Below are 15,789 nucleotides of genomic sequence, written 5' to 3'. Positions count from 1 at the left end.
TTTATTTGATTATAATTTTTTTGTAGAAATCAACGATGTGGTTTGTTACGGTTTTTATTTCGTATTTTTCTTTAACCAGTTTTCTGCCCTGCCATCCCATTTGTTCCAAAACAGGAGTCGGTGTTTCCAAAGCATCTTTTATTGTTTTTTCTAGATTTGAAACTGACAAATCAATCCACCAACCACATTTATGAGTTTCCAGATCTTCCCAAGGAGTTCCTTTTGTGGTGATTACCGGAACACCACTTGCGAGAGCTTCAGCTATTACGATTCCAAAATTTTCGCTGTGTGTAGGCAATACCATGATATCTGCAGATCGTATAAATTCCCATTTTTCATTACCATAAATTGCTCCAACAAAATGCACATTTTCTAAGTCTTCAGCACTTTGAATTAAGCTGTGGATGTAATTTTCGTCGCCATTTCCGGCAATTTCAAGTGTCCAGTCTTCGGTATTGCTGTTTCTCCATGCTTCCAGTAAATATTCAATACCTTTCTTTGGATGAATTCGCGATAGAAAAATCATTCTTTTAGTTCCGTAATTGATTTTAATATCCTTTACATCACTAAGATCGATGCCGTTAGGAATAATACAAATCTTATTCTTAAAGCCTAATGCCTTAATATTTGCCGATTCCATACTGGCTGTTGCGTGAATATAATTTGCTTTTTTAAGCGCATTTTTTTGGTACAGAAACAAGCCTAGTTTTTTTTTCCAAGAATTATTACACATAATCCAAGGTTCCAACATGCCGTGAGGAGAAACAATTACTTTGATTCCTAGTTTCTGAGCCGCTTTTTGAAAACCCCAATTTTGAGGATTCCATATTCCATTAACGTGAACTAAATCTGGTTTTTCTGCTTTTAAAAAATGATAAAACTCATTTCCCATAGCAAACCATCGCGTAATATTGGTATCGAAAAATTCAACTCTTACTCCCTCCATTTCAATAGGGAAAGAAGAAAATCTTGTAGCAACAACAAGTTCAATGTGATTTTTTAATTCAGAACTTAACAATCTCATAAACTCTGTAGTTCCTCCTTCTGTTTTATCAATACCTGCTATAAAGTGGATTACTTTCATTCTAAAACTATTTTGTTTTTTTCTATTCTTTAATAAACAAAACCCGTTTCTCTATTAAAGTACTTAAAGTCTTTTGACAATTCTTTGATTTCTTTTGCTGGATTCCCACCGTATAAGCGATAAGGAACCGTAAAAGATTTATTCAATAATGAATTTGCTCCTAATACACAGTAAGGAGGCAATGAAGCTCCGCCTAAAATGGTAGACGCTGTTCCGACAAAACAATAATCTCCTATTGTAATTGGATGACTATCCTGAATATTCAATTCGATATTAATCGAATGCGTCAGCAATTGACTTGCGTAACCTGCTACAGTAACAAAATTTCCAATCTCAATAATATTAGTACAATCGATATGGTGATTTTTTGTAATGGCAGAATGTTCGCCAATAATCAGGTTTGAATTTCTGTCTTTTTGATGAGCAAAATGCTTCGAATCTGTATTAGTAGGAAATCCAGTGATCCAATTTCCTCTTGCTATGCTGGAATGCTTTCCAATTTTCATTAAATCCAAATGCACTGCCACATTAAAATTTCCGATGCTGGAATTAGAATCCATAATAAGTTTTTGAGGATAAATCCACGAAAATCCAATTCTTGCCGAAGGATCAATTTTATATTTAAAAAACTGAACGAGAATGAATCTTTTAATTGGCCAAGGCATTAAAACGGCTAAAATTTTTAATACTATCACGCTTCGTTTTTTATTAATTGAACATATTGATTTACCGTATTATTAAAATCAAATCGTTTGGCATTTTCATAACCCTTCAAGACTATTTCATTTCTAAATCCTTTATTTCTTATTTTTTGAAACTGATCTAAAAAAGAACTTGGATTGTCTGGATCGGCATAAAGTGCTGCATTACCACCAACTTCATTCATCATTGGCGCTTTGTTACTTGTAATAACTGGCGCTCCGCAAGCCTGTGCTTCAATTATCGGCCATCCAAATCCTTCTGAATAAGACGGGAAAATCATGGCTTGACATATCGAATACAGTGCAATGATTTCATTATTTGTTGGATTGTGTATCTGTACAATTTGATCAGAAACCTCTAATTCTTTAATTAAGTCTAATAATTCAGAGTTTAGTGGTTCGCCTGCCAGAACTAATATCCCATCCCAATCATTCTTCAGTTCTGCAATCATGTGGATTAATAATTTCCTGTTCTTTCGTTCCAAATCTGAACCAACATGCAGAATAATATCTTTATTTTTTAACTGCTGAAATTTATTCAGAACCTTATGAACCTCATCTTCAGACGATGGCGTAAATTTTTCAGAAATCGCATTGTGAATGGTAATCCAATTTTTGGTTATTCTAGGTTTGTTATCAATTTCAATCAATTGATTCAAAGTAAAATCAGATACAGTGGCTAATTTTTTAGCTCCGGATAATGCCTTCAAAATTATTCTCTGCAATACCTGACCCGATTTTGTTGCGTGGCAGTAAGTACCAGAAAATCCTAAACCAGCTCGTATTGCCAAAACATCGTGACAGGTTATTATCGTTTTGTTTTTAGGTAAAAAATACAGATAAAAGGCATTGGAATGATCACAAATATGATAACTGACAGATTTAAACAAAATGAAATTTTTAAATCTCAGCAATAATAGTTTTATAGGAAATAAAACGAACTTGTCTATATAGGCCAGCCATTTTATTAAACTGTTTTTGTTGAAAGATAACTTTCTGAAAATCTCATCAGGTCGAATTGTACTGACATTAAATTTTGCTTTTCTGTATCCTTCAGCCATTAATACTTCAAAAATCTGCATGCTGTACTGCTTATCTGGCGCATAATTGCCAACTAAGATTATATCTTTAATCATAATGTGCTATTTTCTAAAGATGTATCCACTTTATTTAAAGCTGCCATAACTAAGCCTGCCATAATAATTGCAAAACCTAATACAGATGGTTGTGCCCATTGCCCTTGAAATAATGCTGGACAGGCAGCACCACAAAGAGTAAAAGGAAGAAGTCTTTCTTCTTTTGGCAATTTCCAAGATTTAGCGGTAACTCTTAAGGCTAATATTAAACGTATTAATATCACTCCGCCTCCAAAAATTATCCCTTGCTCACCAACTAAACGACCAAACTCTGTTTCTGATACCAGAAAAACAGCTTTTCCTGTCAGCATTTGCGCACCAGCATTTGTCCCCATTCCCAAGTTACCCTCGAACATTGGACGACCAAAAAAATCAATAAAGGGGCCTAAAAAATCGGCAACAATTCGCAAAAGGATAGATTCTTTTAAACCTCCACCTGCACCAGTAGATCTGTTTGCGCTATCAACGCGATCCATAAAAACTTCTGTCCCTAAGCTGAATACCGTCACGTAGTTTTGTAAAACCCAAAATGCTATAACAAAAACAACAATTGTAAAGATCAATTTACCTAACATTTTTGCACTCGTTACAGATGCCATAACAGCAAAAAGCCCTACTATAAGTACTGCTACTACCGCACCACGGCTTATTGTTAGTGGCAAAGCAATAACTAAAGCAATTGTACTGGCGCATAGCAAAATTTTGGAACAAGAGTCTTTAGACAACCAAAAATAATAGACAAAAACGGAGACCGCTGTGTAAAAAATGGACAGTCCTGAAATAAAAGAAAATGTTCCCGGCGGTCTGCTGTATCCCATAGCTCCAGAGAATCCAGCACTACCTTCTCCTCCGATACCAACATTTATAAAAGCACTTTGCGGGCTGCTAAATTGAAAGTATACAATGATAGTCATGAATATATTCAGCACTAAAAGAACACGTCCCAATTTGAGCACATCTTCTTTTGTAAAAACTTTTCCAATGATAAAAATGAGAGGAAAATGAAGCAACATAATTCTCGCTCCATAAATACCAACAAATAAATTTCCGTGACCAAAAGTCAATGTAATGGCTAGACTTAGTAATGTGAAAATAAAACTAAACACAACGTATGGAGTCATGAATTTCACATTCAGATAAATCGCTCTAACCAATATATAAATAGCAATTGGATCACGAACAACCAACAGCGGAGTAGCCAAACTTGGTAAGATCCATTTGCGCAAAGCCCCTTCAAAAATCCAAAGGAAAAAATAAACCCAGATGGCTATTTTTAAGGATTTATAATTCGGAATTACTTCTTGTTCATTCATTGTTATTCTTGAGTGATATTGTCTAAAAAGTGTTTAATAAAGAAAGTTCGTTAGCCATTTCTTGCCCATACGCCGACCAAGGTCTATTCTGCGCTTTTGTTTGAGCAGCAAATCCTAATTGTTCGAGCAATTCTGGTTTTTCAAGTATGTTATTTAGTACCTCTTTAATTGCTGGTGCAGATCCTGCTGGAACAATCCATCCGTCATTTCCATTATCAATTAAGTCGGGACCTGCAGTACGATCTGTTGTTATAACCGGAACTCCCTGTGACATTGCTTCTGTAATTACCAAACCAAAACCTTCAAAAAGTGATGGAAAAACAAAGACATCATGTTCTTTCATACAAGCCAAAATCTGATCGTGAGATAATGATGGAATCCAGTTATGCTGCTCTAAAGCCTGATTAAGAGCTTTGCAATTGGGAACTGCTTTATGTCCTACAATGGTTAAATCAATCTTATCCTGTAAACCTTCTACCGCTTCAAACAAATAAGAAAGTCCTTTTCTCTGAGATAATCCTCCCACAAATAGGACTTTAAGTTTTCTATTTACAAGTGGCAGATATTCTTTTTTACTTTTTACATCTGGAAAACCGTATGGAATAACTTTTATTTCGGGTAATTTTCCAGCGTATTCTTCTAAAGTCTTTTTGGTAAAAGTGCTGGCTACAAAAATGACGTCAGCTAAAGCCAGTTCCTGATCTTTTTTGTTTAATTTTTCGGGCGAATCATTAAAACCTGTAAGCGTTTCTGCCCAATCAGGATTAATTTCAAATTCTCTCTGCATCAATAAACGGGCGCTTTTCCAATATCCAATCGGTAAATCGTATATGCAATAAAGTCCTGTTTTTTTTGCTTTCGAAAAAGTAGCCAATGCACCATCTTCATAAGCATAAACTCCAAAAACGCCTTTCTTTTTTGCTTTAGCCAAATTATCGGCTACCCATTTATCTTGTTTATGATAAACGTTATCAATACAAAAGAAGCCTTTTTCATGTTGTACCAAATAGTCCAAACGTAGTTTTGAAGCAATCAAACGTCCAAATTCAAAAAAAGATTTGGAAACCGTAAAATCTTTCCAATTCGTATCTAAACGTCTTCTTTTTAAATCTTTCAGCTTAGGATTTTCTCCCAGTTTAAAAAACAATTGCCCCTGAAAAATAGCAATACACGTATATAATTTATACAACGTTTTATTTTTAAGCAAACCACTAATTAATGCTTTGGAATTTGCATTTAATGTTGGATGTGAAAACAAGATCATTTTAGCCATGCGTTATTTGTTGCCAGAAATTCACAAGGATTATAGTTTAATACCTCGGTTCTCTTTTTTTCAATTTCTTTTGCTGGATTCCCAGTTACTATCGAATACTCTTTAACATCTTTACTGACCACCGCTCCTGCTCCAACAACTGCTCCTTTGCCAATAGTAACTCCAGGTAATATAATTGCATTTGTTGCGATCCATGCATAATCTCCAATTGAAATTGGCGCTTTCTTATGTCTCCAAAAAGGATCTGAAACATCATGAGAAGCACTTAGAATTATTACACCATCGTTTATGCAGACATATTTACCAATGCTGACTTTATCATGCAAAGCAATTTCAACCTTGCCTAGTGTACTAAAATCATCTATTGATAAATTTTCTTTTCTACCATTAATATTAACGATTCCTATTTCAGCTGTTTCGGCGATATTGGCACCGTTATTAATAAGTTTTTTTCTTCTTCTGTTATTCTTAACTAATTCTGGAAAAGTCAACAAGCGTTTGGCCCAACTAATAATAAAAGATTTGCTAAACGGGCTGTGTTTGATTCGGTTTTTCCATAAATATCTTAGGCTTGCCATATCTTAAAAAATTTAGTTTAAACCACTTAGAAATTTTGTAGCCACAAACTCTAAATTATTGTCATTTAAAACCGTGAATTTTCTATCTAAAAAACTATTAATCGTTTTATGGTTTTCGTATTTCACTAAATTTGAAGATACTTTTGGTTTAAATCCTCTTACATTCCAATTTCTAGCTACACATAAAACCGCCAATTCATGGTCAAACATCGAAGCCAGAGTTCCACTTTTTTGATTTAATAAATAAGGCGTGGTCGAAATTCCATATTGACAGCTTGATAAAATTTCGCTTATCTCGAAATCATTTACAAATCCTGTCACTTCGAACCTGATTTGATTTGCCTTCAAAACTTTCTTCCATTCTTCAATTTCAGCACCACAGTTTCCAATAAAAACAAACTTTAACGTTCTTACTTCTTTAGAAATGGATAATACCAGTTTTAGATCATATATAAATTGTTCTACTGGAGCTCCGTAATGAATATTGCCAAAAACACAAAATCTCAAGTCTGAATGATATACCATTCCTTTCTGTTCCGTTTCATTACTTTTGGCTATGTTACTAAACAAAGGCAGTATTTGTGCATTGTAACCCAATTTTGATATTTTTGATTTATATAAATCAGTTTGTGTATGAATGACTATCTCTTTTTTTGTTTTTAAAATTTTAGAGATTAGTTGCTTTTGAAGCAAACCAATGCACTTACTTTTAATTGTGGCATCCAAATCCATTCCGATCCACAATTCGTGAAACATAATGTGCAGTTTATGATTTCCTTTTAAATTCTTTAAAAATGAAGGCAACCAAAATGGTAATCCTTTTGGATTAAAACTGTAAGGGACAAATTGCAAACTGATCCAATCCGGTTGAAAATCATTTACTACTTGCTTTGTCCATACAAATCGTTGTTTGATATCTGTAGCGATAGGAATACGATAAACTGTAACCTGATCTTTTCCTATCAATTGGTTCTCAGTCACAAAAAAATTAGACTGATAATCGCATAGTGCTAATATTCTAACGTCATGTTTTCTGTGTAATAATTCAGCACATAAACGGCGAGTGTAATCACCAACACCATCTTTTCCAGCTTCAGCGGAGCCACAAACAAATAAAATGTCCATAATTTGTGCTTTTAAATTGAATTTTTTTGATGCTAATTCTAGCAGGTTTTTGAAGTTTTATATTCATTAAAGCCCTTATTCAAACTTTAATTTCTTTCATTCAACTTTTATCTGATTTCAGTAAAATATTCTAACTTTTATGATTCTTATTTAATTCTAAAATTTTATAATATCCATAAGAAACATGAACTAGCATTTGTACCAATGCAACAAGTATATTTAGATATAGGATTCCTTCTAAAGTTGAGATATTAAATAGAAAACAGCTCAGTATTATAGGTAGTAAACTTCCTGAGATAGAAATATAATATTTTAAAACCCAGCCTCTACTTAAAGCAAGTTGCAATGCTGCAGCCATTATGGTCGTAATTGCAGTTCCACTTATTAATAAAACTAATTCAATATTTAATTTTTTATAATTACTTCCTAAAATCCATAAAATCTGATCAGAAAATAAATAAGTGCAGACAACTATAAAAAAGAGAAGGATTGTAATACCAATTAATATTTTAGTATAATACCTTAATAATTTTTGTGGCTGATTTTGTATTCTAGCAAATCTTGGAACAATTAGTATCGAAAAAACGACCATAAGAAGCGTTATAATTGAACTTATTCTTCCAAGTGCTCCTATTTGTGCAATCGATGCCGGGTTTCCAAAAATTGAAATTATCCAAGTTGAAATCTGTCCAGAAAAACAATAATATATAAGTCCTGGCAAACTTTTTTTTACAATTAGAGTAATCTCTTTCTTTATTACTGGATCTTCAGTTTCTGATGTATCAGCATAAACATTGGTATGTTTTTTTAAACGAATATTTCCATATATCCTTGCTATTCCGCTGGTTAATATTGAAAGATAAGCAAAAGGAAATAGGAATATAGTTGAAGCGACCATAAACAATCGCCCGAAACCAACAATAATTTGATTTCTTTGAAGGGGTAAAATACTTTGATTTAGCTTTAAAGGAATCTCCAATAGAGAATCAGACAAAGTAGCATAGAAAGCAGGAATTATAGATAATACAATCAGGACAGAAGTCATCCATCCTGCCCCATTGTGAAGCAACAAGTAAAGTAAAATCGGAAGAGATACAAACAAACTTACTGCTGCAAATTTTTTACGCATTTCGAGTCCTGTAACCAATACTTTTCCTAATTCTTTTTTGTTTTCCCAAACCTTTCCGCCCTGTGCCAATACACCTGTAGATATTCCTCCATCAGACAATACCGACATAGCGCCAAGCATTGTATTAGCCAAAGTATAGAAAGCATATTCGTGAACAGAAAGTAAACGAATAATTAAAATACCAGAAAAGAAACCAACTCCTTGTACAATAACCTGCGCGCTTCCTGTTATGGAAATTAATTTCCCCCAACTTACAATCGTATCGTATTTGGGATGATCTTTAAACTTTATCAAAATATCTTTCAAGAAATGAAATTAAAATAGTTAAAAAACAGATTCTCTTTTTAGACTGAAAATTTCAGCTTTTCCAATTCCCTTTACTCTAAAACCAATGTTTGTTAATTTTTCAGCATCCAGAATATTTCGTCCGTCAAAAACAAAAGCTGGCTTGTACATTTTGATGTATATACTTTCCCAGTCATATGTTTTAAATTCATCCCACTCTGTTAATATTGCAACTGCGTGAGCTTGATCTAAAGCATTTTTTGGATTATTGTAAACATAAATCTGATTTAGCTTTCTTTCTATTTTTTGATCTGTAAACCCTTTTAATTCCCATAAATAGCGCATGTCTGCTTTAATTTTTGCTTCAGAAACTTTTGGATCGTAAACATGTATCTGGGCGCCATCTTCAATAAGATGTTCTGCAACATAAATTGCAGCAGATTCCCTCGTATCATTAGTATCTTTTTTGAAAGCCCAGCCTAAAAAAGTAATTTTTTTATCACTAACAGTATTAAACAAAGAGCTTATAATTTTTTTAGCAAATCGATACTTCTGATAATCATTCAAAATGATAACTTGCTCCCAATAATTAGCGACTTCTGGCAGATTAAAAAAACGACATAAATAGACTAGATTTAAAATGTCTTTTTGAAAACACGATCCTCCAAATCCTACAGAAGCTTTAAGGAATTTAGGACCAATTCTACTATCAGTTCCTATTGCATTAGCAACCTCATCAACATTTGCTTCTGTTACTTCGCATAAAGCAGAAAGTGCATTTATAGAAGATATTCTTTGTGCTAAAAAAGAATTTGCGGTTAATTTTGACAATTCAGAAGACCAGACGTTGGTAGTCAAAATCTGTTCTGGCTTTAGCCAATGTGCATAAATGTCTACTAATGCCTGAATTGCTACTTTACCCTCGGGAGTTTGTTGTCCTCCAATCAGAACGCGATCTGCATTAAACAAATCTTCTATTGCGGTACCTTCTGCCAGAAACTCTGGATTGGATAAAACTTCAAACTTTACACCGTTCCCTGTACTGTCCAAAATGGTTTGCAATGTTTCAGCAGTACGAACAGGTAAAGTCGATTTTTCTACAATAATTTTATCATTTTTAGCTATTCTGGCAATTTGTCTTGCGCATAACTCCACAAACTTTAAATCAGCCGCCATACCTTTTCCCTCACCATAAGTTTTGGTTGGTGTATTAACAGCTATAAAAATCATATCTGCAGCATCTATTGCGCTATCAACATCTGTAGAGAAAAAAAGATTACGTCCTCTGGCCTCACCCACTACTTCTGCAAGTCTTGGCTCATAAACAGGCAAGTTATCTAAATTTTCATCGTTCCAGGCCGCAATACGGCTTTCATTTAAATCAACAACAGTAACTTTAATTTCTGGACATTTTAATGCAATAACCGACATTGTAGGACCGCCCACATAACCAGCACCTAAACAACAAATATTTTTGATTTTCATTTAAATATGTTTTTTGAAGGAAAAAAAACTTGTATTAACTTTCTTGGAATTTCTTATTCGTAGTAATTCATTATTGTAAAGCCACATTCTCTAAGAAGCTGTTCTTTTCTCATCAATTTTAAATCAGACTGCATCATTTCCTGCACCAATTCTTCCAATTCATATTGACATTGCCATCCAAGTTTAGTCTTCGCTTTTGTTGGATCGCCTATCAATAAATCTACTTCTGTAGGTCTAAAATAATTTGGATCAACAGCTAATACTTCTGTGCCAGCTGGAATTTGATAATCAGGATTACTGCATGATACTACAAAACCTTTTTCATCAACACCTTTTCCTCTAAACTCTAATTCTATACCTACTTCTGCAAAACTCATTCTCACAAATTCACGAACTGGAGTAGTTTTTCCTGTAGCAATAACCCAGTCTTCTGCCTCTTCAGCTTGCAAAATCATCCACATCATTCTAACATAATCTTTAGCATGTCCCCAATCGCGTTGTGCGTCTAGATTTCCTAAATAAAGTTTATCTTGTAATCCTAAAGCTATCCTTGCTGTTGCTCTTGTAATTTTACGGGTAACGAAAGTTTCTCCACGAATAGGCGATTCGTGATTAAACAAAATACCGTTACAAGCGTACATTCCGTAAGCCTCTCTATAGTTTACTGTAATCCAAAAGGCATACATTTTTGCTACTGCATAAGGCGATCTCGGATAAAAAGGAGTTGTTTCTGTCTGTGGTACTTCTTGTACTTTACCGTATAGCTCTGAAGTAGAGGCTTGGTATATTCTTGTCTTTTTTTCTAATCCTAGTAAACGAACTGCATCAAGAATTCTTAATGTTCCCAGTGCATCAACATTTCCAGTATACTCAGGAGTCTCAAATGAAACTGCTACATGACTCATAGCTGCCAAATTATAAATCTCGTCAGGTTGAATTTCCTGAATTAAACGAGTTAAATTTGTACTATCGGTCATGTCCCCATAGTGTAATATAAAATCTCTATGTTCTATATGAGGATCTTGATATAAATGGTCTATTCGATCTGTATTAAACATCGAAGTACGTCTTTTTAATCCGTGTACGATATAGCCTTTTTCTAATAAAAATTCACTTAGATAGGCTCCGTCTTGTCCTGTCACTCCCGTAATGAACGCTGTTTTCTTTAATAGAGTCATAATGTTATTATAAGGCACAAAGGCATTGTATTGCCATGTGGCAAAGTTTATAAAGTGTTAACTGTAAATGTTTTGGAGATTTCTGAATAAAAGAGATTAACTATTAATAACTCTTTTGTTTTAGGTTTTTAATGTTTTCCAGAAACCAATTGTAAGTTTTTTGTATTCCTTCTTCTAAATCTACTTGGTGTTTCCAGCCAATATGGTGCATTTTAGAAACATCCATTAATTTTCGAGGTGTGCCGTCAGGTTTGCTTTCATCCCAGATTACATCTCCAGTATGACCAACAATTTTTTGAATTGTAGCTGCAAGCTTCTTAATGGTTAAATCTTTTCCAGTTCCGATGTTGTATAAGTGTTCCGGAAGTTTGTTTTCTAAAGCAAAAACTACAGCTTCTGCCATATCATCAACAAACAAGAACTCGCGCATTGGATTTCCAGTTCCCCAAAGTATAACTGGCGCATTATTACTTTCTTTAGCTTCATGAAACTTACGAATCATAGCAGGTAAAACATGAGAACTAGTTAAATCGAAATTGTCATGCGTACCGTATAAATTTGTTGGCATTAGGCTTACAAAATCTTTTCCGAATTGTTTACGAATAGCTTCGCACAATTTTACTCCGGTGATTTTTGCCAAAGCGTACCATTCATTTGTATTTTCTAAAGAAGCGGTTAATAAATACTCTTCTCTTAAGGGTTGTGGTGCTAATTTTGGATAAATGCAAGAACTTCCTAAGAAAATAAATTTAGCGACATCAGAATTATGAGCTTCGTTAATAAGATTATTTTGAATCTGCATATTTTCCATCAAAAATTGATATGGAAAATCATTGTTTGCCAGAATCCCTCCTACTTTTGCAGCTGCATCTATAATTACATCCGGTTTAGTTTTTTGAATAAAATCACGAACTGCATCTTGTTCTCTTAAATCTAATTCTTTGCTAGAAGCTCCAATAAGATTGTTGTAACCTTTTGCAGTCAGAGCTCTCCAAATAGCACTTCCTACCATTCCTTTATGTCCGGCAATGTATATTACAGCATTTTTATCGATCATATTTGAGTATATTAGTTTAGAATTATAATAATGGCGAAGCAATTGATTCTAATTGCTGATAAACCTGTTTGACTTCTTGAGAATTTTCTTTTTGTAACACCATCAATGCATCGGCAGTGTAAATCAGAATACAATTTTTAACTCCGATAAATGTAGTATGCATTGAAGTTCCGATTACAATATTACGATTTGAATCTATTGGATGACCTTTATGAACTAAATAATCATAAACCGATTCAAAAGATCCCAGATCAGACCATTCAAACTGTGCAGGCACCACTTTAATGTCATTGCTTCGTTCCATTACAGCATAATCAATACTTATAGAAGGAATATTCATTGACAATTCGTAATCCAGAAAACCATCTAGAGTTTCTTCCCAAACTGCTTTTGAAGCCCAATATACTTCTGGTTCTTGCTTTTCAAGCTCTTCCAAAAACTTGCCCGCTTTAAAACAAAAAAGTCCACTGTTCCAGAAATAATTGCCATTTTCTAAATAAACTTTTGCTGTATCTAAATCTGGTTTTTCATGAAATGCAATAACATTTTCATCTTCAAACTCTATATAGCCGTATCCTGTTTCTGGTTTTGTGGGTTTTATACCAAAAGTGACCAAATAATTCTGATTGGCTAATGTGATTGCTTTTTGCAAAGCATCACTATACCATTCGCCTCCATCTATAATATGATCAGATGGTGTAATCAGTAAAATATCTTCAGAATCTGATGCGAATGCCGCAAATGCAATTGCCGCTGCAGTATTTCGGGGAACAGCTTCTACAATATGTATGTAAGGCTTATGGAACTTTTCCATAATAGCATTACTCATTTTGTAGTTTTCAATATTTCCTACTACAATTGTATTAGTAGCGACATTTTGATTACGAGCAACTGTTTTCTCAAAGAGTGATTCTCCATCAAAAAGTTCAAGATATTGCTTTGGTAGTGTTTTCCTGGAAAGAGGCCACAATCTGCTGCCAATTCCTCCTGTTAAAACTACATGTGTTACCGGACTAGTTACCATTGGAATGCATTAAAACTTCTTTCTGATATACCTCATTACGAAGATTAGTACTTGAAAAACGGTGATCTCTAGTATTAAAATACAATTCGATTCCTTTTTCTTCACAATATTTTCTACCAGTAAAATCTCTGTCTTTATATTCGTCTCCCAAGATTCGTACATCTAAAGCAAATGCTTTCAAGATATCTTCCAAATCTTGTTCTGTAGCATAAGGAACAATTTCATCTACAAACTTACACGCCTTTAACTGTATGTAACGCTCCACTACAGTTTGTGTTGGTTTATTTTTTGTCGGGCGATCTAATGTTGGGTCTGTTTGTAAACCTACAATTAGATAATCACAATGTTGTTTTGCTTCTTCAAGCATTTTAACGTGCCCTGCATGTAACAAATCAAAAGCACTAAATGTTATTCCAGTTCTCATCTACTTAATGTTTTAAGTTAAAAAAATATGTTTGTTAATGTAGTATGATTTTCAAAAATCGAGTTAAGCCATTTTGCTGGGGTTCCGAAGCTTTTTTTACATTTTTAAAAAAGGGTTCCCCGTGAATAGTTACATTGTAACTACTCAAAAAAAAGAAAAAAAATGACTTAAAAAATTCAAATTATTATTTTGTGATTATTCTAAAACGACCTAAATTTTACTGTTTAAAAACTCAAAATTCAGACTCATAAAAGCACTTTTTCTACAATAATAATTTAGGATAAAATTATAGTAATAGGATTGATGAGAAATTTGTTTTTTGTTGCTAAATGTCCTTATTAAGGAAATTTTACCATAAAAAGCATCCGCAGTTTTCGAGTGTTGGAATTAAATTTACCACTTAGTTTACAGATAAAATGCCGAATTTCTTTGAAGAAAAATTTTTCAAGCTTTGTTACTAATTTGTCCGGACAATTTTTTTTCGAAACAAGACTCAAATTCTCAAAACTATCTATATCAGAATATTATTTTCTTACGAAATACGATTCCGAAAACAAAGAGCTTATCTTTTTTAAACAACTATTTTAAAAACACAATTAATACAGTTACAATTATGAAATGGTATGTAGTGTACACCAAACCTAAATGGGAAAAAAGAGCAGCAGAACAATTAAGCAAGTTTAATATAAACTGTTATTGTCCTGTTATAAAAAAAGTGCAACAAAGATCTGATAGGAAAGTAAAGGTAGAAGTGCCATTGTTCAATCATTATATATTTGTACAATTGGCAGAAAAAGACAGAAATCTTATCTTTCACTCTCCTGGTGTTGTTCGTTTTTTATTTTGGTTAGGAAAACATGCTGTTGTTAAGGACCATGAAATTGAGACTATCAAAGAATGGCTTAATACTGGAGATACAGCTTCTGAAATATCTGTTATGCAATATCAGATTGGAGATAAAATTCATTTAAACTCTGGTCCGTTTTGCGATCAAAATGCGGTTGTTAAAGATATTACAAAAACGCATTATGTATTAATTTTAGAATCTTTAGGATATGTTTTAAAAGTAAAACATAAATGAGTGGCACAAAAAAAAAGAGTTTTCAATAAATTATAATCTAATTTGAAAACTCTTTTTTTTACAGATAAAATAAATATCTTTTACTATTATTAATTCTCCAGTTCGAAGATTTGACTTTTTTTGATCCCCAGAATTTTAACCAATCGATCTAATTTTGACAATTTAAGATCAATCATTCCGCTTTCAATTTTTTCATATGTTTTTACGCTCATTTCCATTTGAATAGCTACATATTCCGGAGTATGGTTGTTTTGTAACCGATACTCTTTTATTCTTAAGTAGTAATTTTCCATGATCTAATTTTTTTATTACTTTTTAAACTTTTCAAGTTTCTTATTTATAATATTCAACAAATTATGGGAAGGTATTTTTATCTTGTTTCACTAAAAAAAATTGACACATCGAATTTAAATATGAACTCAATTGACACCTCTAAAACTTTTGAAATTTCAATTAATTTAGAAACAGTTAAATCAACATCTCCTCTTTCAATTTTACCATAACCGCTGGTACTCATTTTTAATTCGGCAGCAACATATTCTCTGGTAAAATTTTTTAATTCTCTTATCTTTCTAATATTTTCGTATACACTATATTTCATAAAAAATAAAAAACATAAACAATTCGTACTCTGAAACTACTATCATAACTCTTAATTAAATTTATGCATTAGGTGATCATCATTTTTCTTCGATTATTTTACAAAAAACGCACCTTTTTACAGCAACCATTCAATTATTAACAAGGTTTAAAGCTAAATGACGATTTTTATTTATCATTCATTTTAAATTCTGATCAAAAATATATAATGTTTAGAGTATATAATAATAAATCTGTTCAACGGATTTTAAAATCCGATAAAATACAACATAGCTCGTTTTAAGGCGCTCTGTTAAGCCCAATATTTACCACAAAA

At 32.9% G+C, this 15,789-nt stretch carries 16 protein-coding genes; 1 reads left to right on the top strand and 15 read right to left on the bottom strand.

All coding sequences use genetic code 11. The features are described from left to right. Window position 1: 1 nt before the first annotated feature. From NQQ59_RS10315 to NQQ59_RS10255, 13 genes are all read right to left on the bottom strand, one after another. Window positions 2-1,084, bottom strand: coding sequence for a glycosyltransferase (locus NQQ59_RS10315; protein ID WP_144219059.1), 1,083 nt, complete (start codon window positions 1,082-1,084; stop codon window positions 2-4). Between the two features lie 29 nt (window positions 1,085-1,113). Next, window positions 1,114-1,779: an acyltransferase gene (locus NQQ59_RS10310; RefSeq protein ID WP_257698195.1), complete on the bottom strand. Its 666-nt coding sequence runs from the start codon at window positions 1,777-1,779 to the stop codon at window positions 1,114-1,116. Next, entirely contained in the window at window positions 1,776-2,921 is a 1,146-nt protein-coding gene (locus tag NQQ59_RS10305) for a glycosyltransferase family 4 protein (protein ID WP_144219058.1), read from the bottom strand. The genes NQQ59_RS10310 and NQQ59_RS10305 overlap by 4 nt, the downstream gene beginning before the upstream one ends. Then, the gene (locus tag NQQ59_RS10300) at window positions 2,918-4,234 is read right to left on the bottom strand and encodes a hypothetical protein (RefSeq protein WP_144221577.1); all 1,317 of its coding nucleotides are present in this window, start codon (window positions 4,232-4,234) and stop codon (window positions 2,918-2,920) included. Before NQQ59_RS10300 ends, NQQ59_RS10305 begins: the two co-directional genes overlap by 4 nt. Before the next feature lie 22 nt (window positions 4,235-4,256). Further along, window positions 4,257-5,507, bottom strand: a complete 1,251-nt coding sequence (locus NQQ59_RS10295; RefSeq protein ID WP_144219055.1) for a glycosyltransferase family 4 protein — start codon at window positions 5,505-5,507, stop codon at window positions 4,257-4,259. Continuing rightward, on the bottom strand, window positions 5,495-6,085 hold the full coding sequence (locus NQQ59_RS10290) for an acyltransferase (RefSeq protein WP_144219054.1): 591 nt from the start codon (window positions 6,083-6,085) through the stop codon (window positions 5,495-5,497). The genes NQQ59_RS10295 and NQQ59_RS10290 overlap by 13 nt, the downstream gene beginning before the upstream one ends. Window positions 6,086-6,097: 12 nt before the next feature. Continuing rightward, window positions 6,098-7,210, bottom strand: coding sequence for a glycosyltransferase family protein (locus NQQ59_RS10285; protein WP_144219053.1), 1,113 nt, complete (start codon window positions 7,208-7,210; stop codon window positions 6,098-6,100). 130 nt (window positions 7,211-7,340) lie between these two features. Beyond that, window positions 7,341-8,645, bottom strand: coding sequence for a lipopolysaccharide biosynthesis protein (locus NQQ59_RS10280; protein WP_144219052.1), 1,305 nt, complete (start codon window positions 8,643-8,645; stop codon window positions 7,341-7,343). Between the two features lie 18 nt (window positions 8,646-8,663). Continuing rightward, window positions 8,664-10,109, bottom strand: coding sequence for a UDP-glucose 6-dehydrogenase (locus NQQ59_RS10275; RefSeq protein ID WP_144219051.1), 1,446 nt, complete (start codon window positions 10,107-10,109; stop codon window positions 8,664-8,666). A gap of 53 nt (window positions 10,110-10,162) precedes the next feature. Then, a complete protein-coding gene (gene gmd, locus NQQ59_RS10270) occupies window positions 10,163-11,287 on the bottom strand; it encodes a GDP-mannose 4,6-dehydratase (protein WP_144219050.1) in 1,125 nt (374 codons plus the stop codon). Between the two features lie 103 nt (window positions 11,288-11,390). Then, on the bottom strand, window positions 11,391-12,344 hold the full coding sequence (locus NQQ59_RS10265) for a GDP-L-fucose synthase family protein (RefSeq protein ID WP_144219049.1): 954 nt from the start codon (window positions 12,342-12,344) through the stop codon (window positions 11,391-11,393). 22 nt (window positions 12,345-12,366) lie between these two features. After that, window positions 12,367-13,368, bottom strand: a complete 1,002-nt coding sequence (locus NQQ59_RS10260) for a mannose-1-phosphate guanylyltransferase (RefSeq protein WP_144219048.1) — start codon at window positions 13,366-13,368, stop codon at window positions 12,367-12,369. Further along, the gene (locus NQQ59_RS10255; protein ID WP_109194230.1) at window positions 13,358-13,792 is read right to left on the bottom strand and encodes an adenylyltransferase/cytidyltransferase family protein; all 435 of its coding nucleotides are present in this window, start codon (window positions 13,790-13,792) and stop codon (window positions 13,358-13,360) included. The genes NQQ59_RS10260 and NQQ59_RS10255 overlap by 11 nt, the downstream gene beginning before the upstream one ends. 613 nt (window positions 13,793-14,405) lie before the next feature. Here NQQ59_RS10255 and NQQ59_RS10250 point away from each other — a divergent pair. Then, entirely contained in the window at window positions 14,406-14,873 is a 468-nt protein-coding gene (locus NQQ59_RS10250; protein WP_144219047.1) for a UpxY family transcription antiterminator, read from the top strand. Window positions 14,874-14,962: 89 nt separating this feature from the next. On the opposite strand, the gene NQQ59_RS10245 is transcribed toward NQQ59_RS10250, so the two are convergent. After that, window positions 14,963-15,166 carry a helix-turn-helix domain-containing protein gene (locus tag NQQ59_RS10245; RefSeq protein ID WP_144219046.1) on the bottom strand — a complete coding sequence of 68 codons (204 nt, stop codon included), beginning with the start codon at window positions 15,164-15,166 and terminating at the stop codon, window positions 14,963-14,965. A gap of 77 nt (window positions 15,167-15,243) precedes the next feature. Further along, on the bottom strand, window positions 15,244-15,474 hold the full coding sequence (locus tag NQQ59_RS10240; protein WP_144219045.1) for a helix-turn-helix transcriptional regulator: 231 nt from the start codon (window positions 15,472-15,474) through the stop codon (window positions 15,244-15,246). Window positions 15,475-15,789: the final 315 nt, after the last annotated feature.

This window comes from Flavobacterium panacis, assembly GCF_024649945.1.
Taxonomy (GTDB): Bacteria; Bacteroidota; Bacteroidia; order Flavobacteriales; family Flavobacteriaceae; genus Flavobacterium; species Flavobacterium panacis.
The sequence above is the reverse complement of the archived record's forward strand: the minus strand, read 5'-3'. Positions and strand labels throughout refer to the sequence as shown.